Source organism: Streptomyces sp. NPDC008139 (assembly GCF_042957025.1).
Taxonomy (GTDB): Bacteria; Actinomycetota; Actinomycetes; order Streptomycetales; family Streptomycetaceae; genus Actinacidiphila.
Genome location: NZ_JBIBHM010000003.1, coordinates 241,726 through 259,949 on the forward strand (window position 1 = coordinate 241,726; position 18,224 = coordinate 259,949).

Annotated in this window: 16 protein-coding genes and 1 riboswitch; of the genes, 6 read left to right on the top strand and 10 right to left on the bottom strand. The window is 73.5% G+C overall.

Going from position 1 to position 18,224, the window contains the following annotated elements; all coding sequences use genetic code 11:
- Positions 1–205 precede the first annotated feature (205 nt).
- The 6 genes from ACFZBB_RS07680 to ACFZBB_RS07705 form a co-directional block, all read right to left on the bottom strand.
- Complete coding sequence (locus ACFZBB_RS07680) at positions 206–913, bottom strand: hypothetical protein (protein ID WP_391118852.1); 708 nt, start codon at positions 911–913, stop codon at positions 206–208.
- A gap of 199 nt (positions 914–1,112) precedes the next feature.
- A complete protein-coding gene (locus ACFZBB_RS07685) occupies positions 1,113–4,490 on the bottom strand; it encodes an SNF2-related protein (RefSeq protein ID WP_391118854.1) in 3,378 nt (1,125 codons plus the stop codon).
- Between the two features lie 125 nt (positions 4,491–4,615).
- On the bottom strand, positions 4,616–6,523 hold the full coding sequence (locus ACFZBB_RS07690) for a ricin-type beta-trefoil lectin domain protein (RefSeq protein WP_391118856.1): 1,908 nt from the start codon (positions 6,521–6,523) through the stop codon (positions 4,616–4,618).
- 336 nt (positions 6,524–6,859) lie between these two features.
- Positions 6,860–7,876 (bottom strand): substrate-binding domain-containing protein, encoded by a 1,017-nt coding sequence (locus ACFZBB_RS07695; protein WP_391118859.1) that lies wholly within the window; start codon positions 7,874–7,876, stop codon positions 6,860–6,862.
- 343 nt (positions 7,877–8,219) lie between these two features.
- Positions 8,220–8,960, bottom strand: coding sequence for a methyltransferase domain-containing protein (locus ACFZBB_RS07700; RefSeq protein ID WP_391118861.1), 741 nt, complete (start codon positions 8,958–8,960; stop codon positions 8,220–8,222).
- Between the two features lie 117 nt (positions 8,961–9,077).
- Positions 9,078–10,067, bottom strand: a complete 990-nt coding sequence (locus ACFZBB_RS07705) for a 3-hydroxyisobutyryl-CoA hydrolase (protein ID WP_391118863.1) — start codon at positions 10,065–10,067, stop codon at positions 9,078–9,080.
- A gap of 184 nt (positions 10,068–10,251) precedes the next feature.
- Positions 10,252–10,346, top strand: a riboswitch (ZMP/ZTP riboswitch).
- 20 nt (positions 10,347–10,366) lie between these two features.
- Between ACFZBB_RS07705 and ACFZBB_RS07710 the strand changes: the two genes are divergently transcribed.
- Positions 10,367–11,818 (top strand): glycine hydroxymethyltransferase, encoded by a 1,452-nt coding sequence (locus tag ACFZBB_RS07710; protein WP_391118865.1) that lies wholly within the window; start codon positions 10,367–10,369, stop codon positions 11,816–11,818.
- 227 nt (positions 11,819–12,045) lie between these two features.
- Here ACFZBB_RS07710 and ACFZBB_RS07715 read toward each other — a convergent pair whose 3' ends face one another.
- Positions 12,046–12,327 carry a DUF4190 domain-containing protein gene (locus ACFZBB_RS07715; protein WP_391118867.1) on the bottom strand — a complete coding sequence of 94 codons (282 nt, stop codon included), beginning with the start codon at positions 12,325–12,327 and terminating at the stop codon, positions 12,046–12,048.
- A 95-nt stretch (positions 12,328–12,422) separates the two neighbouring features.
- Complete coding sequence (locus ACFZBB_RS07720; RefSeq protein WP_355346770.1) at positions 12,423–12,575, bottom strand: hypothetical protein; 153 nt, start codon at positions 12,573–12,575, stop codon at positions 12,423–12,425.
- 114 nt (positions 12,576–12,689) lie between these two features.
- Between ACFZBB_RS07720 and ACFZBB_RS07725 the strand changes: the two genes are divergently transcribed.
- The 5 genes from ACFZBB_RS07725 (at position 12,690) to ACFZBB_RS07745 (ending at position 16,659) form a co-directional block, all read left to right on the top strand.
- On the top strand, positions 12,690–13,325 hold the full coding sequence (locus ACFZBB_RS07725) for a TetR family transcriptional regulator (RefSeq protein WP_391118869.1): 636 nt from the start codon (positions 12,690–12,692) through the stop codon (positions 13,323–13,325).
- 323 nt (positions 13,326–13,648) lie between these two features.
- On the top strand, positions 13,649–14,767 hold the full coding sequence (locus ACFZBB_RS07730) for an AraC family transcriptional regulator ligand-binding domain-containing protein (RefSeq protein ID WP_391118871.1): 1,119 nt from the start codon (positions 13,649–13,651) through the stop codon (positions 14,765–14,767).
- Positions 14,760–14,966 (top strand): hypothetical protein, encoded by a 207-nt coding sequence (locus tag ACFZBB_RS07735; protein WP_391118873.1) that lies wholly within the window; start codon positions 14,760–14,762, stop codon positions 14,964–14,966. The genes ACFZBB_RS07730 and ACFZBB_RS07735 overlap by 8 nt, the downstream gene beginning before the upstream one ends.
- A 37-nt stretch (positions 14,967–15,003) precedes the next feature.
- The gene (locus tag ACFZBB_RS07740) at positions 15,004–15,714 is read left to right on the top strand and encodes a ThuA domain-containing protein (RefSeq protein WP_391118875.1); all 711 of its coding nucleotides are present in this window, start codon (positions 15,004–15,006) and stop codon (positions 15,712–15,714) included.
- 135 nt (positions 15,715–15,849) lie between these two features.
- Positions 15,850–16,659, top strand: coding sequence for a DUF6227 family protein (locus ACFZBB_RS07745; RefSeq protein ID WP_391118877.1), 810 nt, complete (start codon positions 15,850–15,852; stop codon positions 16,657–16,659).
- A gap of 25 nt (positions 16,660–16,684) precedes the next feature.
- On the opposite strand, the gene ACFZBB_RS07750 is transcribed toward ACFZBB_RS07745, so the two are convergent.
- Both ACFZBB_RS07750 and ACFZBB_RS07755 read right to left on the bottom strand, forming a co-directional pair.
- A complete protein-coding gene (locus ACFZBB_RS07750; RefSeq protein WP_391118879.1) occupies positions 16,685–17,710 on the bottom strand; it encodes a PfkB family carbohydrate kinase in 1,026 nt (341 codons plus the stop codon).
- Entirely contained in the window at positions 17,707–18,213 is a 507-nt protein-coding gene (locus ACFZBB_RS07755; protein WP_391118881.1) for a hypothetical protein, read from the bottom strand. Before ACFZBB_RS07755 ends, ACFZBB_RS07750 begins: the two co-directional genes overlap by 4 nt.
- Positions 18,214–18,224: the final 11 nt, after the last annotated feature.

The window sequence follows — 18,224 nt, forward strand, 5'->3', positions numbered from 1 at the left end:
GTGAACGGCGTGCAGACCGTGACTGTCGCCATGTCCCCGGTCGGGTGACTCTCCACCGCCGCGGGATTAGCTCCGGAGAGTGCCGCGCATGGGCGCGGCGGACGGCGCGGAAGCCGAGGTCACCGGTGGGTCCCGCCATGGCACCGCGCGGTCGCCGGGGCGCGCGCTCAGCGGGGCGGCTCGGACAGCCCACCGGAGCGCGCGGTCACCAGGTCAGGAACGCCTCGTAGGCGGGCGCGAGGGTGTCGGTGAGGGTCCGGCCTCGGACGCCGACCGCCGGACGGCCCAGTTCGGCGACGGCCGGCGCCGGGGCGGCGGCGCGGCGGTCGGGAAGGTCGCCGCAGTCCCAGAAGCCGCTGTCGGGGGCCGGGCCGTCGTCCGGGGCCGGGCCGTCGTCGAGGGGCACAGGAGGCGGCCCGTTGCGTACGGCGTCCAGGACGGCGCGGCGGTCCCGGCCGCGCCAGGTGGTGAGCAGGAACGGTTCGTCGTCGAAGGCGGCGCCGAGCGCGGCGAGTAGGGCGGTGAGGTGGGCGCAGGGCAGCGCCCAGTCCGGGCAGTCGCACTCCAGGACCGGCTCGCCGTCCCCGGCCGGGAGCAGCGGCAGCCCGGCCCTGGCGAAGAGGGCGTCGGCGTCCGGCGGCAGCTCGCCGTCCAGGAGTTGTTCGCGCGCGTCGGAGTCGGCGACGAGGGCCCGCTCGGCCCGCCGCCACTCGGCGTCGGTCAGCACCGGCAGTTCGATCCGCACCGTCCACGGCGTCGGCGCGCCGTCCCGTACCCGGGCGGTGACCAGACCCGGCTCCACCGCGAGTCCGGTGACGCGCCCCGACGCCGGGCCGCGCGCGCACCCGAGCCCCGTGAGCCGGGCGTCCAGCCGTGCGGCCCACGTACGGCCGCCGCGTCCCGCCCCGGTCATCCGCTCACCGTCGCTACGATCCCCGCCGCGTCCGTACACCCGCCGGGGCCGACGGCGTCCGCCGGGCCGCCGCACTCGCACCGACCGCCGACGCGTGTCACGCGCCCACCGCCGCTACGGATCCCCGCCCCGCTCGTACGCCCGCCGGGGCGGAGGATGTCCGCCGGGCCGCCGCGCCCGTGCTGTCCGCCGAGGCGTGTCACTCGCTCACCGCCTCCTCCTCCGACAGCCGCAGGGCGTCGCGCAGTTCGGCCGTGGTCAGTTCCGCGAGCCAGTTCGCCGCCGCGGTGTCGCCCGCGCCGACGGCGCCGACGGCGGCGTCCGCGAGGGTGCGCTTGGCCTCGATCATCGCGTCGACGCGCTCCTCGACGGTGCCCGCGCAGACGAAGGTGCGCACCTGGACGTCGCGGGGCTGGCCGATCCGGAAGGCGCGGTCGGTGGCCTGGTCCTCGACGGCCGGATTCCACCAGCGGTCGATGTGCACGACCTGGCTGGCCGCGGTGAGGTTGAGGCCGGTGCCGCCCGCCTTGAGGGAGAGCAGGAAGACGGCGGGGCCGTCCGCCTCCTGGAAGCGGGCCACCATCTCCTCGCGGGCCCGCGCCGGGTCGCCGCCGTGCAGGAACAGCACCTCGGTGCCGAGCCGCCTGGCCAGGTGCGGCCGCAACAGGGCGCCGAAGGCCGCGTATTGGGTGAAGCACAGCGCCTTGTCGCCCGCGGCGAGCGCGGTCTCCAGCGTTTCCTCCAGACGGGCGAGTTTGCCGGAACGGCCGTCCAGAGACGAGCCGTCGCCGAGGAAGTGGGCGGGGTGGTTGCAGACCTGCTTCAGCTTGCCGAGGGCGGCCAGTACGTGGGCGCGGCGGCGCAGTCCGCGGGTCTCGTCCATGCGCGCGAGCATGTCGGCGACGACCGCGCGGTAGAGCGCGGCCTGCTCCGCGGTCAGATTGCACACCACCTTGATGTGCTGCTTCGCGGGCAGTTCGCGGGCGATGGCCGGATCGGACTTGAGCCGCCGCAGCACGAACGGGGCGGTGCGGCGGCGCAGTTCGGCCGCCACGGCCGCGTCGCCGTCCCGCTCGACGGGGATCGCGTACCGCTCCTTGAAGGCGCCCGCCGTGCCGAACAGGCCGGGGTTCACCAGGTCGAGCAGCGCGTGCAGTTCGGCGAGGCGGTTCTCGACGGGGGTGCCGGTGAGGGCGATCCGGTGCCGGGCGGGCAGGGCGCGCAGCGCCCGGTACTGATGCGTGGCGCTGTTCTTGACGCTCTGCGCCTCGTCCACGACCAGCCGCCGCCAGGTGACGGCGGCCAGCGCCTCGTGGTCGCGCTGCACCAGCCCGTAAGTGGTGATCACCAGGTCGGCGCCCCTTACCGCCGCCGCCAGTTCCGTACCGGTCAGCCGCCCCGCGCCGTGGTGCACGTACACCCGCAGCTTGGGTGCGAAGGCGGCGGTCTCGCGCCGCCAGTTGCCGACCAGCGACATCGGGCAGACGACGAGCGTCGGGCCGTACGCGCCCTGCTCGCGCCGGTCCGGGTCGCCGTCCGGGTCGCCGTCCAGGTCGCGGTCCCGGTCACCTTCCCGGTCGCGTTCGGTGGCGAGCAGGGCGAGGGTCTGGGCGGTCTTGCCCAGCCCCATGTCGTCGGCGAGCACGGCGCCGAGGCCGAGCCGGGACAGGAACGCGAGCCAGTCCAGGCCGCGTTGCTGGTACGGACGCAGGGTCGCGGTGAAGTCGGCGGGTACGGCGACCGGTTCCGGGCGGTGCTCCGCGCTGCCGCGCAGCAGTGCGCCGAGGCCGCTGAGCCGGTCGGCAGGGGCGTCGGCGGTGACCGCGGTGACGGGCAGGCCCGCCTCGGCCGCGGTCGGGTCGAGGGCGATCCGCAGGGCCTGTCCCGTGGTCATGGTGCCGCTGCCCGCGCGTTCCAGGAAGGCCAGCACCGCGGCGATCCGCTCCGGGTCGACCTCGGTCCACTGGCCGCGCAGGCGTACCAGCGGCTGCCGGGCGGCGGCGAGCGCGGTGAGTTCCTTGTCGGTCAGCGCCTGGTCGCCGAGGGCCACCCGCCAGCGGAAGGCCACGATTGCGTCCCGGTCGGCGATGCTCGACGTCTCGACGGTGCCGGGCTGCGGCTCCCGTACGGTCAGCGCCATGCCCAGCGCGGGCTTGCGCTGCCACCACGACGGGACCAGCACCCCGAAGCCCGCCTCCGTCAGCGCGGGCGCCGCCTCCCGCAGAAAGGCCAGCGCCCCGGCCCGGTCGAGCCGCAGCCCGGAGGGGCGCTCACCGGCCAGCGCGGTGCGCAGCGCCTGATACGTGCGGGCGGCGCGGGTCAGCGCGGCGAGCACCGTCTGCGGCGGGTCGTCGGCGTACCGCGTCAGCGCGGCCTGCGCGGGGCCGCGCGTCCACACTTCGGCGGCCTCGACGGTGAGCGACGGCTCGTCGACGGCCTGGACAAGGAAGTCGAGACTCCAGCCGTCGTCCTCCGCCCCGTCGCCCGGGCCCGCGCCGAGGTCGCCGCCGCGCGGTTCCGTCAGCCGGAAGCAGAGCCGCAGCGGCTGGTCGTCCGCGGCGGCCGACGCGTGCCAGGCGGCCAGCCGCTCCCCCAGCCGGGCCGTCTCGACCGGGTCGGCCGCGCGCATCCGGCCGTCCGCCGCGCCGAGCGCCGCCGCCCACGCCTCGGCCGCTCCGGCCGCCTTCCCACCCTTCACCAGCGACCCCGCGTCCTCCAGCGCCGCCCGCGCCTCGCTGTCCACCAGGACGGCCATGACGTCCGTGACGAGCCCGGCCGCCGACCGTACGCCGTCGGCCGCGCCCAGGGTCAGCGTCGGCGGGACGGCCGCGGTCAGCCGGGCCAGCTCCTGGTGGCCCGCGGCGTCGGGCGCCGGGCGCCACCGGGCGTGCGGGACGCCGTCCTCGCGGACGAGTTCGGGCAGCAGCCTGCCCCGGCCGACCAGCCGCCACGCCAGATCGTGGGCGGCCACCAGCCACCGCACGGAGGCGCCGTAGGGCAGCTCGGGCAGGCCGGCGTGCGACAGCTCGCCGAGGAGCTGGGCGGCCTGGCCGGGGGTGAACAGGACGGCCGGTACGGTCCAGGGCGCGAGCGCGTCGCGACCGTCGCCGGGGGCGGCCGGTGTCCGCAGTTCGGGCGACGGCCGGGGCCGCCCGGCGGTGGTGGGCAGCATGAGGCCCGCGGTCCCGTGGGCGGCGCGGCCCGCGAGCCAGCCCAGTCCGGGGCCGCCCGTCGAGAGCAGCCGTACGACCTCGGCGGCGGGCACGGCGAAGGGGTGCGTGGCGGGCGCGACCGCCGGAGTCTCCCCGGCCGCGTCCCGGCCCGTCACTTTCGGCGGACGGCCGCTCGAAGCGGGCTCCGTCGCCCGTACGTCACCGCCGACGAGCCGCTCCGACGGATTCCCAGCGTCCGCGTCCCGGCCCGTCGCCGCCCTGGGACGACTACGAGGGGCTGGCTCCGTCGCCCGTACGTCACCGGCGGCGGGCGGACCCGTACCGGCCGCCGTGCGCGGCGGTGTGTGTTCCGCCCACAAGGCGAGCCGCCGGTCCGCTCGCCACTGGGCGTGCAGAGCGAACACGGCGGCTGCCTTCCGTCGGCGACGGCTGATCGGCGGTTGATCAGCGGGAATGGTGGCTGCCGACAGCCTACGTCGAGGTCAGGACATCACCGGGGCGCCACCGGGGCCGCCCGTGGTGGCGAGGGTCACGCGGCGGGCGTGGTCCACTGCTGGTTGGCGGCCCCGGTGCAGTCCCAGATCTGGAGCCGGGTGCCGTTGGCCGAGCTGGGTCCCGTGGCGTCGAGGCATCTGCCCGACTGCGGGTTGACCAGCGTGTTGTTGGCGCCGTGCGTCCATTGCTGGGCGCCGGAGCCGTTGCAGTCGTAGAGCTGCGCCTGGGTGCCGTTGGCGGTGCCGCCGCCGGCCAGGTCGAGGCACTTGCCGAGGACCTGGAAGGTGGTGCCGGAGGCGGTCCACTGCTGGGCGGTGGTGCCGTTGCAGTCGTAGAGCTGCACGGCGGTGCCGTTGGCGCTGCTGGCGTTGGCGGCGTCGGCGCACTTGCCGCCGTAGCCGGTGATCGCGCCGGTGTGGCCGGTGCCGCCGTTGCCCGTGCCCTGGGTGCCGTTCCAGGTGAAGGTGGCCGAGGCGCCGGCGGGCAGCGAGTAGGAGAAGTTCTCGTTGCCCCAGTTGGCCCGGATGGTCTGCGCGGAGGACGTGTCGTTGTAGGCGATGAGCGCCTTGGACCCGTCGGGGTTGCGCCAGGCGACGTTCGGCACGCTGGTGTTGGCCGTGGAGGCGATCCGGTACGCGCCGGGCTTCACGAATTTCGTGAGGTGGCCCATCGTGTAGTACTCGATCGTGTAGTCGACCTGCCCGCTGCGGCTGTCGCCGTTGTGCACGGTGATCAGGCCGGTGCAGGTGCCGCAGCCGCCGTTGTGCGGACCCATGTTCTGGTCGACCGCCAGGCTCCATTTGACCCAGCTCTGGCCCCAGTTGCGGGTGTAGTCGATCAGATTGTGCATGTCCTCCTTCTGCTGGTTGGCGATCCAGGTGCCACCGGAGTGCTCGGTGTCGAAGGCGGGCAGATTCGGGTACTGGTTGTGGACGGTGGTCTGCTCGCCGACGTCACCGCCGTATCCGTGCCAGGCCAGACCGCCGAAGTTGGGGTCGTTGCGGATGGCCGCGTCGGTGACGGTGGGGGCGGCGTAGCTGTCGTACGTGTCCCAGTTCCAGTCCAGCGCGAGGACCTTGGTGGACAGTCCGGCCGCGTGCAGCGCGGGCAGCAGATTGGTCTTGGTGAAGTACGCGAGCCCCGCGCCGTTCCACTGCGCCGACGGGTAACCGCCGCAACAGGTGGGCTCGTTCTGCACGGTGACGTAGTCGATCGGCACGCCCTGCGCCTGATACGCCTGGAGGTACTTGACGAAGTACTGCGCGTACGCGGCGTAGTACTGCGACTGCAACCAGCCCTGGCTGTAGGCGCCGTTGTCCTTCATCCACGGCGGCGGGGTCCAGGGGGTGCCCATCACCTTGACGTTGGGGTTGAGCTGACGCGCCTGCTTGGTGAGCGGCACGACGTCGGCCAGGTCGTGGGCGATGCTGAAGTGCGCGAGCGTCGGGTCGGTCTGCCCCGCGGGCATGTCGTCGTACGTGTAGTTGCCGCGGGCCAGGTCGGAGGCGCCCATCGGGTTGCGCAGGAAGCCGAGGCCGATCCCGTTGACCGGGTCGAACAGCTTCTGCATCACGGTGTTGCGGGTCGAGGCGGACAGCGCGCCGCTGGAGTTCATCAGCCAGGCCGCGGTGTCGGTGAAGGAGGCTCCGCCGCCGCTGAACTGCTGGTAGGTGGTGTTCTCGTCGACGGTGACGTTCTGTCCCGAGCCGCCGGTGCCGGTCGCGAAGGTGAGCGGCGTCTGCTGTTCGAGGCCCTTGACGACGTTGCGTCCGCCGGAGTCGGAGGTGGTGGTCAGATAGACCTGCACGCTCTCGCCCGCGGCGTGCGCGGTGGCCGGAACGGCCAGCATGGGGGTGACGGCCGCCGCGGCGGCGGCGAGCATCCCGACGAGTGTGCGCCGCAAGCGGCGTCTGCCCGCGTGGGGGCGGGTTGCTGCGCTCATGGGTCCGGTTGCCTTCCTAGGCTGAGATGGCATGGCCCTGACATGACGAAGTGGGCAGTCGTGGGGCGCCCACTTGTTTCATCACTTGTTTCACGGCTTATATCGCGACGTGATTTAACTCGCGCTCCCCATAGGCGTCAAGGGATTGAACACGGGCTGAATCGCTGTAACGGAATGAAACAGCGGTGAATGCGCGTGGGCGGCGGGTGTGACCTGCGGCATTGGTCCAGACCGCGGGAAGAAGCGCGGCGGCGCGCGGGAGCGGGGCCCGGGGACGTATCCCTTTTCCTCGGCGGGCTCAGCCTCAGCGGGCAGGCTCAGCCTCAGCGGGCAGGCTCAGCGCCGAGCGGGCGCCGTGCTTCCGCGCGGCACCAGGACCGGAGCCTCCAGCAGGATGTCGGCCACTTCCCGGCCGTCGACCAGCGCGAGCAGCGCAGCGGCGGCCCGCTCGCCGTACGCGGGCACGCGGCGGCTGACGGCGGTGAGCGCTGGGTGCACCAGACGGCACAGCTCGCTGTCGTCCCAGGCCACCAGGGACAGTTCGGCCGGGACCGGGATGCCCATCTCCTGCGTCACGCTCAGCGCGGCGACCGCCATCACGTCGTTGTCGTACACGATCGCGGTCGGCCGGTCGGCGCCGGACAGCAGGCGGCGGGTGGCGCGGGCGCCGTCCTCGCCGGAGTAGTCGGTGTACACACAGTTCACGCCGGTCAGGCCCAGTTCGGCCGCCGCCGCGTCGAACGCCTCGCCGCGCTCGCGGGTGTGCACGAAATGCGCGGGCCCCGCGACGCGGGCGATCCTCCGGTGCCCCATCGCGGCCAGATACGCCAGCGTCTCCCGTACGGCCTCCGCGTCGTTGAGCCACACCGACGGTACGCCGGGGACGCCCGCCGCGTGCCCGACCACCACGCCCGGCAGCTCCAACTCCCTCAGCAGGCCCAGCCGGTGGTCGTCGTCGCGCAGGTCGACCAGGAGCACGCCGTCCACCCGGCGCTCCCCCCACCAGCGGCGGTACGCGGCCTCCTCGGCGCCCGCGTCCTCGGTGACCTGGAGCAGCAGCGCCGTGCCGGTGGCGGCGAGACCGGCCTCGACGCCGGAGATGAGCTGCATGAAGAACGGCTCGATGCCCAGCACCCACGCGGGCCGGTCCACGACAAGTCCGATCGCGCCGCTGCGGCTGTTGGACAGCGCACGGGCGGCGCTGCTCGGATGCCAGCCCATCCGCGCGGCGATCTCCAGAATCCGGGCCCTGGTCTGCGCCGACACCCCGGCCTTGCCGTTCAGCGCGTACGAGACCGCGCCCTTGGACACGCCCGCGGCGTCGGCGATGTCGGCGATGGTGGGACGCTTCACAGGGCTCACTCGGCCTCAAGATGCCAGGGCCCGTGCGGGCCGTGCTCGGATGCGATCGGCACACACCTTAACAACGCTGAAACGTCGCCGCACGCTGTGTGACGGACTCACATGGCATCCAATGACACTGCTCCGCTCAACCGGTTCAGCGCCCTCGGGTGCCCTGCGCGCGAGTGCCGCTCCGGCCCCGTCACGGCTCCGCCGACCGGACCGCGTCCCGTACCGCCTGGGTGTGGCGGGGCGCCGACTCCGGCGCAGGGGAGCCGCCGCCGGGAGACACGCGCGGAACAGGCGTACAGAGCCGGGCCTTTGCGTGCAGCCCCTCCTGGCCGGGCCCCGCCCCTCAAGCCCTCGTCGCCGCGATCTCCAGGCGTACGTAGTCCACGACCGGTTCGGCGAGCCGGGCGGCGACGGCCTTGACGAAGGGCTCACGGTCGTCGTCGGCCATGCCGTCGAGGTGGGCGCCGAGAACGACGGTGGCGAGGTAGGACTCCAGTGGGTCGCCGGGCTCGAAGTGGGCCGGGTCCGGCCGGAGGCCGACCTCGATGCCGGTGAACCCGGCGTCGGCGAGCTGCCGCCGGGTGTCCTCGACCCCGGCGAAGTCCCACACGTCGGGCGCGCCGCCCAGGACGTCGGCCACGGCCGCGTTGACGGCCGCGATGTTGCCCCGGCCGCCGCATTCGCTGACCAGTCGGCCGCCGGGGCGCAGCCGTCCGGCGAGCGAGGTGAAGAGCGCCGCGTGGTCGGCGATCCAGTGGAAGGCGGCCACGCTGAAGACGGCGTCCACGTCGCCGTCGAAGGGCAGCGGTCGCGTCAGGTCGGCGTGGACGACCTCGACGCGGTCCAGCCGTCCGGCGAGGCGTTCGCGGAGCTGTTCCAGCATGCGGACGGAGCCGTCCACGGCCACCACCCGGCCGCGCGGCAGGAGGTCGAGCAGGCCCGCCGTGTCGCGGCCGGTGCCGCAGCCCGCGTCGAGCACCCGCTCGTCTCCGGCCAGCGGCAGCCGCCCGAGCGTGCGCCGTCCCCAGCCGAGGTGCGGCAGGGGCAGCGAGTCGTACGTCTTGGCGTCCCATTCCCTCGGCATGGCGCGGCGCTCCGTTCCCCGGCCCTCGGGCCGTCAGCTTCCGCCGCGGCACGGCGAGTTCAGCGGTCACGCTACGCCCGTCGTCCACATCATGACACCTGCATCTCACATAATGAGCTACAGGGTCGCTGACCAGGTCGGCTTGCGGTCCTTGTCGACCAGCGCCGCGCGCACGCCCTCCGCGAAGTCGGGGGTGAACGCCGTCTCGCACGCCAGCGCCAGCTCGTCCGCCAGGCACTCCTCAAGCTCCGCGCGGGCGCCGCGCCCCAGCAGGTCGAAGGTGATCGCCAGGCTCGCGGGCGACGCGCGGCGCAGCGCCTCCAGCGTGTCGTCCGCCCACGCGCGGTCTTCGTCCTCCGCCACCAGCCGCGCCCACACCTCGCCGAGGTCGGGGGCCGCGAAGCAGCGCTCGATCGCGGCGAGGTGGTCCGTCAGCTCCGACGGCGGCGCGCCGACATACCGCGCCGGCGGCGCCCCTGCCGGGGCCGTGCCGTCGTCGCCGGTCAGCGCCGCCTCCAGCGCGGGCAGTTCGGCGGCGGGCACGTAATGCGTGGCGAGACCGCACGCCACGGCCGCCGCGCCCGACACGCGCACACCGGTCAGCCCGAGATACCAGCCGACCGCGCCCGGCAGCCTAGGCAGGAAGTAGCTGGCGCCGATGTCGGGGAAGAAGCCGATCCCCGTCTCCGGCATCGCGAGCGCCGCCCGCTCGGTCACGACCCGCGCCGACCCGTGCACCGAGATGCCGAGGCCGCCGCCCATCGCGTAACCGTCGATCAGCGCCGTGTACGGCTTCGGGTACCGCGCGATCATCGCGTTGAGCCCGTACTCGGCCGTGAAGTACGTCTTCACCGCCGTCTCGTCCCCGGCGAGCGCCGCCGCCCGTACGGCCCTGATGTCACCGCCCGAGCAGAACGCCTTGGGCGACGTGCTGCGCACCACGACCGACCGTACGGCCGTGTCGTCGCGCCACCCCTCCAGCGCCTGCGTCATCAGCCGGACCATCGTCAGATCCAGCGCGTTCAGCGCCCCCGGACGGTCCAGCTCGATCACCCCCGTGCCCCCTTCGCCCACACGGGTCCTCACGGGCGATCCGACGGCATCCATGCTGCTCCCCACGGCTTCCGGACCCCGCCACCGGAGCCTCGCCCCCATCCAAACAGACGCCTCTCGACGCCTCGCGCGAGCGGCCCCACCGCCGGTGGGCGGGCACGCAGGCGGGCAGGGGTGTGCGGAACCGTCTCACCAGGCCGACGCGCGGTACGCGCCCCCGAGGGACTTGGTACGCTCGGCGACGGGCCGTGACTGGCGCGCTGGGATGGGTTCAACCATCGGGAAGCGGCCCGCGCTGGAAGCGATGAAGTGCCGTGCGCCTGGGCCGTCCCGTTCCGATCAGGAGGACTCCCATGGCCGCTTCCGAGCCGACTGCCAGCACCGCCTCGACCGCCTTCCGCAGCGCGCTGGACGTGATCCGCGGGGTCGAACCGCGCGTCGCGGACGCCATCGCGAACGAGCTGGCGGACCAGCGCGAGATGCTGAAGCTGATCGCCAGCGAGAACTACGCGTCACCCGCCGTGCTGCTGGCGATGGGCAACTGGTTCAGCGACAAGTACGCCGAGGGGACCGTCGGCCGCCGCTTCTACGCGGGCTGCCGCAACGTGGACACCGTCGAGTCGCTGGCCGCCGAGCACGCGCGGACCGTGTTCGGCGCCGACCACGCCTACGTACAGCCGCACTCGGGCATCGACGCGAATCTGGTGGCCTTCTGGGCGGTGCTGTCGCAGCGGGTCGAGAGCCCGGCGCTGGCCAAGGCGGGCGTCAGGCAGGTCAACGACCTGTCGGAGCGGGACTGGGCGGAACTGCGCCGCGAATTCGGCAACCAGCGGATGCTCGGCATGTCCCTGGACGCGGGCGGCCACCTGACCCACGGCTTCCGCCCGAACATCTCGGGCAAGATGTTCGACCAGCGCAGTTACGGCACCGACCCGGCGACCGGTCTGCTGGACTACGACGCGGTACGGGCCACCGCCCGCGAATTCCGTCCGATGATCATCGTGGCGGGCTACTCGGCGTACCCCCGGCTGGTGAACTTCCGTCTCATGCGGGAGATCGCGGACGAGGTCGGCGCGACGCTCATGGTGGACATGGCGCACTTCGCCGGTCTGGTCGCGGGCAAGGTGCTGACCGGCGACTTCGACCCGGCGCCGCACGCGAGCATCGTCACGACGACCACGCACAAGTCGCTGCGCGGCCCGCGCGGCGGCATGGTGCTGTGCGACGACTCGCTGGCCGAGCACGTCGACCGCGGCTGCCCGATGGTGCTGGGCGGCCCGCTGCCGCACGTCATGGCGGCGAAGGCGGTGGCGCTCGCGGAGGCGGCGCGGCCGGAGTTCGCCGACTACGCGCAGGCCGTCGTCGACAACGCGCGCTCCCTCGCCGAGGGGCTGCTGACCCGCGGCGCGAAGCTGGTGACGGGCGGCACCGACAACCACCTCGTGCTGATCGACGTCTCCGGCTACGGGCTGACCGGCCGCCAGGCCGAGGCCGCGCTGCTGGACGCGGGCATCGTCACCAACCGCAATTCGGTGCCGCAGGACCCGAACGGCGCCTGGTACACCTCCGGCATCCGGATCGGCACCCCGGCACTCACCACGCGCGGGCTCGGCGCGGTCGAGATGGACGAGATCGCGGGCCTGATCGACACGGTGCTGTCCGGTACGACGGCCGCGCCCGCGAAGAGCGGCGGCCTGTCGAAGGCGAAGCACGTGCTGGACGCGGCGGTGGCGGAGCAGGTCGCCAAGCGCGCCACCGACCTGCTCGCGGGCTTCCCCCTCTACCCGGGCATCGACCTGAGCTAGCGCCCGCGACCCGAACCGGGTCCTGGAGCGTACTCCCCCGAACGCCGAGCGGGCCCTTCCCTTGTGGGAGGGCCCGCTCTGTTCGGCGGATCGGCGGATCGGCGGATCGGCGGATCGCTGTACTAACGGACCAACGGATCGACTCATCGGGTTCAGGCGCTCACCGGCTCAGGCGCTCACCGACGAGCACACAGGCGCGCGAAGCCCTCGCCCGCCCCTGCCGGGACCTAGCTGAACTGCCAGATCACGCCGTGGTTGGCGATCGTCAGCGCCAGGACGACCAGCAGGTCGGCGACGCCGAGGGCGAAGCCGAGCAGCGCGCGCCCGCGGCGCTGGGTGCCGCGGCTGATCGCGACCAGGGCCAGCACGATGGCGACCGGGCCGAGCACGAGGTTGAGGACGAGCAGGCCGGGGAGGCCGAGCAGGAAGGACGCGACGGCCATGCCGTCGGCGTCACGGGTGTTCGCGGCCGGTGTGCCGGTCGCGACCGGGTGGGCTGCGGTGTTCACGGTGTTCCTTCCGGGAACTGTCGTGGTGGGCCGGGGTGTCGGGCCGGTACGGGCCCGTGCCGCACGCGACGTGCGGGGTGCGCGTCGGCGTGGGTTCAGCCGCGGTGCCGGGCGATGCCCTCGCGGACCGCGAAGCCGAACAGCCAGACGGCGATGGCACCCGCGGCGACGAGGAAGACCGGCAGCGTGGTGTGGGCGGCGGCGCCCATCAGGACGCCCATGCCGAGCAGGAGGACGACGAGGCTCATGTCTGCTCCACCTCCGGGGAGTTGACGTTTCAGATAACACTTGTTCACTGACTTCACCAGTGTAGCGCCGGACCGCGCTGGCCAAAGTCGGAGAACGGTTGTTTACTGAATGACATGAGTCACACTCCGGGGGTCCGTCAGGCACAGAAGCAGCAGACCCGGCAGTCGCTGCTGGACGCGGGCCTGCGGCTGCTGGAGCACCAGAATCTCAGCAGCCTGGGCCTGCGCGAGCTGACCCGGGAGATCGGCGTCTCCCCCGCCGCCTTCTACCGGCACTTCCCCGACATGGCCGACCTCGGCGTCGCCCTGGTCGCCGAGTCGCTGGGCAGCCTGCACACCGTGATCCGGGCGGTGCTGGCCGAGGGCGCCGATTCCACGGAACTCATCGACCGGACGGTGGCGCTCACCGCCGCGTACGTGGCGGAGCACCGCGCGCATGTCCGCTTCATCGCCCGCGAGCGGCACGGCGGTGTGGCGCGGGTCCGCGAGGCCATCGCCGGGGAGCTGAACGGCTTCGCCGACGAGGTGGCCGCGGGACTCGCCGCGCAGCCCGTCTCCGCGGGCTGGCCGGCCGACGACCTCCGCGTACTCGCCGAGCTGTACGTCGACCACATGGTGATGACGGCGGCGGCCTTCCTGGAGGCACCCGCGGACGACCCGGCGGCGCGCGACCGCATCATCCACGCCGCCCGGATGCGCATGCGCGTCATCAGCATCGGCCGCGCCCACTGGCTCGACCCGGAGCCGTAGCGAGCCGGTCCGGGAGCGCAGGCCGGGCCGGCCAGGGCCACGAAAAGGGGTGCCGCCGGTGCGAATGGAGACCCATCCGCACCGGCCGTCCCCCGTTGTCCCCGCGCCTCCCCCGACACGGGACACCCACGATGCCCAGGGGCACCGGTGCCCCCGATCATGTCCCGGACAGGAGGTGCCAAGGGAGGGCATAACGCGCCAGGCACCGGACCCAACACGCCACATGCCGCGTAAGCTGCCGGAACCCCTTCGCATGAACCGCGCACCACGCACACCACCCGACCCGACCCGACCCGACGAGCCGACTGCCCGAGGAGCCGGTCATGCCCCCCACCGCGACACCGCCCGTCGGCCCGGCAGGGCCCGCCGCCCCCGACCGGCTGACGGAGTGCGTCGTCGTGCCGCGCTTCATCGCCACCGCGGCCACCCCGAGCCTCGTGCAGGCGCGGCAGCTCGTACGGGCGGCGGGACTGCCGAACGTCCTGCACGGGCCGGAGGCCGCGCGGACGCCGTCGGCGAACACCTACCGGCTCTGGGGCGCGGTGCTGGCCCGCACGGAGCGGCCGGACGCCGGGCTGCTGGCCGCCGCGGACTACCGGCCGGGACTGCTCGACCTCTTCGACTACCTGCTGAGCACCGCGCCCACCGTCGGCGAGGGCCTGGGCAGGGCCGCCTCGTACATCCATCTGGTGAGCAGCAATTCGGTGCTGACCAGCACGGAGTCGGGCGACGAGGTGACCGTGGAGTACGCCGTGCGGCGCGGTGACGACGAACTGCGGGGTGTCGTCGCGGAGTTCGCCCTGTCGGTGGTCACCTTGCAACTGCGGCACGCCACCGGGACGGCCCTCACCCCGCTGCGGGTCTCCTTCACCCACCGGCGGCCACGCGGACACGGCGGCTACGGGGAGGCGTTCGGCGACGCGCCGGTGGACTTCGACGCCGAGGGGGACGCGATCACGCTGCACCGCGCCGATCTGGAACGCCCGTTGGCCACCGCGGACCCGGCGCTCGCCGCGATCATGATGCGTACCGCGCGGACCGTACAGGTTCCCCGGGCGGACACCGACGGCGTCGCCGTGCCCGGCCTGCGCGAGGCGATCATCACCCAACTGCCTGACGGGCGGCCCTCGTTGGCCGAAGCGGCGCGGCGGCTCGCGGTCAGCCCGCGCACCCTCCAGCGCCGTCTCGGCGAGTCGGGCACCACCTGGCGCGCCGAACTCGACGCCGTACGCCGGGAACGGTCCGCCGATCCCCGGCACGCGGGCGGCGGCTCCGCCCAGCGCGCGGCCCGCCTCGGCTTCGCCGAATCCCGGTCGCTGCGCCGGGCGATGAACCGCTGGGACGCGCGCGAGCGCGAGACCGGGCAGCAGGCAGACCAGGCGGAACAGACGGAACAGGACAGGGAAACGGAATGCGACAGGGAGTGGGGACGACGTGCGTGAGTCCGGTGAGCACACCGAGGGCGGCGACCCCGTCTGCTGGCTGAACCGCGTCTGCGACGAATGCGGCGCCTTCCGCGAGGACATGACGGCCCGCGCCTGCGCCCGCTGCGGCACGCCGTTCCCGACGGGTGACGGCGTCGGGCCGGGCCATGCCCGCGAGCACCCCGACCGCACCGACCCCGACTCCCCCTCCGACTGAGCCCGCAGCCCGCCCCAGCCCGCAGAGAGCCGCCCGCATGCCCCGATCCGATCGCGTCCTCGTCTTCAGCGCCACCGCCGGGTACCGGCACGACTCCATACCGGCCGGTGCCGCCGCCCTCACCGAGATCGCGGCGGACCACGGACTGCGCGTCCACCACACCGAGGACAGCGGGGAGTTGGGGGCAGCCGTGCTCGACGGCTGCGCGGCCGTCGTCTTCCTCTCCCCCACCGGTGACGTCCTCGACGACCTGACCCGTCGTCACCTGCGGGCCTACGTCACGGACGGCGGCGGCTTCCTCGGCGTCCACGCCGCGTCCTGCGCGGAGGAGCACTGGCCGTACTACGAAGAGCTGGTCGGCGCCCGCTTCGACGGGCACCCGGAGATCCAGCGGGCCGAGGTGACCGTCGAGGACCGTACGCACCCTGCGACCGCGCACCTGCCGGAGCGCTGGACGTGGACCGACGAGTGGTACAACTTCCGCGCCGGTGCCCGCGATGCCGGCCGGGCCACCGGCGCGGACGCGGGCGTACGTGTGCTGGCCTCGGTGGACGAGCGGGGCTACACCGGCGGCACGATGGGCGCCGACCATCCGCTGGTGTGGTGCCGTCGCCTGGGCGCGGGCCGGTCGTTCTACACGGCGCTGGGCCACGACGCGACGGCCTACGCGGACCCGGACTTCCGCGCCCACCTGCGCGGCGCGCTGCTGTGGTGCGCCGCGAAAGGCCCGTCCGGCGACGGGAACTGACGGCGGATCACGCAGCCGGAGGGCGCGCGGGGGCCAACCATGCGCCGCAAATCTGCGCGTTCGCGGGCGCAATCGGCTACCGCGCTACTACCCTGAGTCGCCGCGGGGTTGGCGAGGCGGAGCCGGGAGGGCCGGATGGACGCAGAGCCTAAGGACGGAACGGAGCCCGTACGGTCGGGCGGCCGGCCGGCGGAGCAGTTCGACCAGTTACTCCGCCGTGCGGAGAACGGGGAACGGGTGGAACCCGTCCTGGCCGCGGAGGTGCGCACCGCGCTGATGCACTACTGCGGCCTCCAGTCGTGCCGTCACACCAAGGGCCCGCCGCGCAAGCTGAACCGGCGCACCTTCCGGCACAGCTTCCTGCTGCCGGACGGCGCCGTCCGCGTGGTGTGGGAGCTCGAACACAACGCGGGGCCGGACGACGGCGCCGTGCACCGCGCCGTCTTCACCGAGCGCGAGGACCTGACGCTCGCCGAGTGGGAGGTCGACGCGGTCTTCGGCGGCTCCCCGGGACCGCGCGACCTCGCCCCCGACGCGCCCGCGTCACCGTACGAGGACACGTTGCCCGCGACCACGACCGGGCTGCTCGCCGACACCCCCGACGCCTTCCGTCGCGCGTACACCGAGGGCGACTCCGCCGAGCACGCGTGGCGGCTGCTGCGCCGCGCGACCAACGCCAACGCGCCCGGCCAGGACGTCCGCAACAGGCTGCGCGCCTCGATCGCGCACGACATCAGCATCGTCACCCGCCGCAGCGCCCTGATCCGGGGCCGCCATGTGTCATGGTCGCTGTACGAGCACGCGTTCCTGCTGCTGGACGGCACCGAGTTGAGCCTGTGGGAGATCGACCACACCCGCACACCGAGCGGCGATCCGGTGTGCGAGGTCTACGCGTCGCAGGACGCGGCCCTGGACACGGCGGTACGGCGGATCGAGGCGACCTGAGGACGTCGATCCGTACGGGCACGGGCTAAAGGACGGCCCCCACCGCGCCGTTGGCCGCGGCACGCGCGCGGGCGACGGCCGCGGCGAGGTCGGCGGCGCCGATGATCTCCTCGTGGGTGCCATGGCTGGCGCAGGCGTAGGCGCCGGAGACGGAACCGGCGAGCACGCACTCCTCCAGGTCGCGCCCGGCGAACCGGGCGTGCAGGAAGGCGGTGAGGAAGGCGTCACCGGCTCCGTTGCTGTCCACGACCGGTCGTTCGGGGGTGACGGCGGGGAAGTGCCGCGGCCGGTCGTCGCCGCGGGCCAGGACGTGGCAGCCCGCGGCGCCGTCGGTGGCGACGACCAGCGAGGCCCTGCCCCGCTCGACGATCCGCAGCATCACCGCGCCGATCCCCTCGCCCACCGAGGCGGCGCTGAGGAAGACGAGATCCGCGCCGTACGCCCACGGGTGGGCGGAGGTGTCCTCGCCGTCCCAGGCGTGCAGGTCGGTGGAGATGGTGCGGCCCAGCCGGGCGGCGTCGGCGAACACGTCCTGGGCCAGGGGCGATCGGGAGATGTGCACATGGCGGGCGCGGGCCAGGTGGGGCAGGTAGAAGGCGCTCGGCAGCCGCAGGCCGTCCGGGTGGCGGCCGTCGTAGAAGGAGAAGCGCCGCCCTTCGCGGTCGACCAGGTTGACGCTGCGCGGGGTGCCCGCGGGCGCGGGCAGATGGCTGAAGTCGAGCCCGGCGGACGCGTACCGCTCCAGGATCATCCGGCCCTGCGCGTCGTCGCCGAGGAAGTCGATGAATTTGGTGGTCAGGCCGAGCGCGTGGAAGCCGAGGGCGACGCCGTTGCCGGTGTGCGCGACATAGTCGCGGATCGGCGGGACACCGACCGAGTCGCTGTCGGGGATGGCGAAGTCGTCGACCCGCACGATGGTGTCCACACCGGTGCCGCCGACCACGAGGACGTCGTAGTCGGGGCTCGCGGAGCCGGGACTTTCGGAACCGGGCGCGTCCGCACCCCGTACCTCGGCGTCCGTCGCGGGGCGGCCCTGCGGTGCGGTGGTCATCGGCGGTCTCCCTCGTGGTCACCGCGGCGCGCGGCGTCGTCCTGGTGCGCGGTCAGTATCAGCAGCGACAGCCGGGACAGCGGCGGCACCGGGTCGGTGCGGCCCGCCCGCTGCCAGGCGATGATGATCGTCAGTCTGATCATCTTCCGGGCGACGTACAACAGCAATGCCGCCATGGGCAGTTCGGCGAGGCCGGCGGTGAGCAGCGAGCCGACCCTGTCGTCGCTGTTCCAGTCGAGGACGACGTCGAACCAGGCGTCGCACATCAGCAGGGTGCCGGTGACGATCGCCCACGGGATGAAGATCTGGAGCCGCAGCCAGGCGCACAGCGCGGTGACGCCGATCGCGAGGATCAGCGCGCAGTCGAAGCCGACCCACGCGAAGCGCCACTGGCTGACCACCCGGTGGCTCGGGAGGCTCGCCAGCAGGTAGCCGATCCAGGGGATGAGGAAGATGAAGCTTCCGGTGACGACCGCGAGGAACATCTGGCGCATGTGACGCACGTGAGGATCGT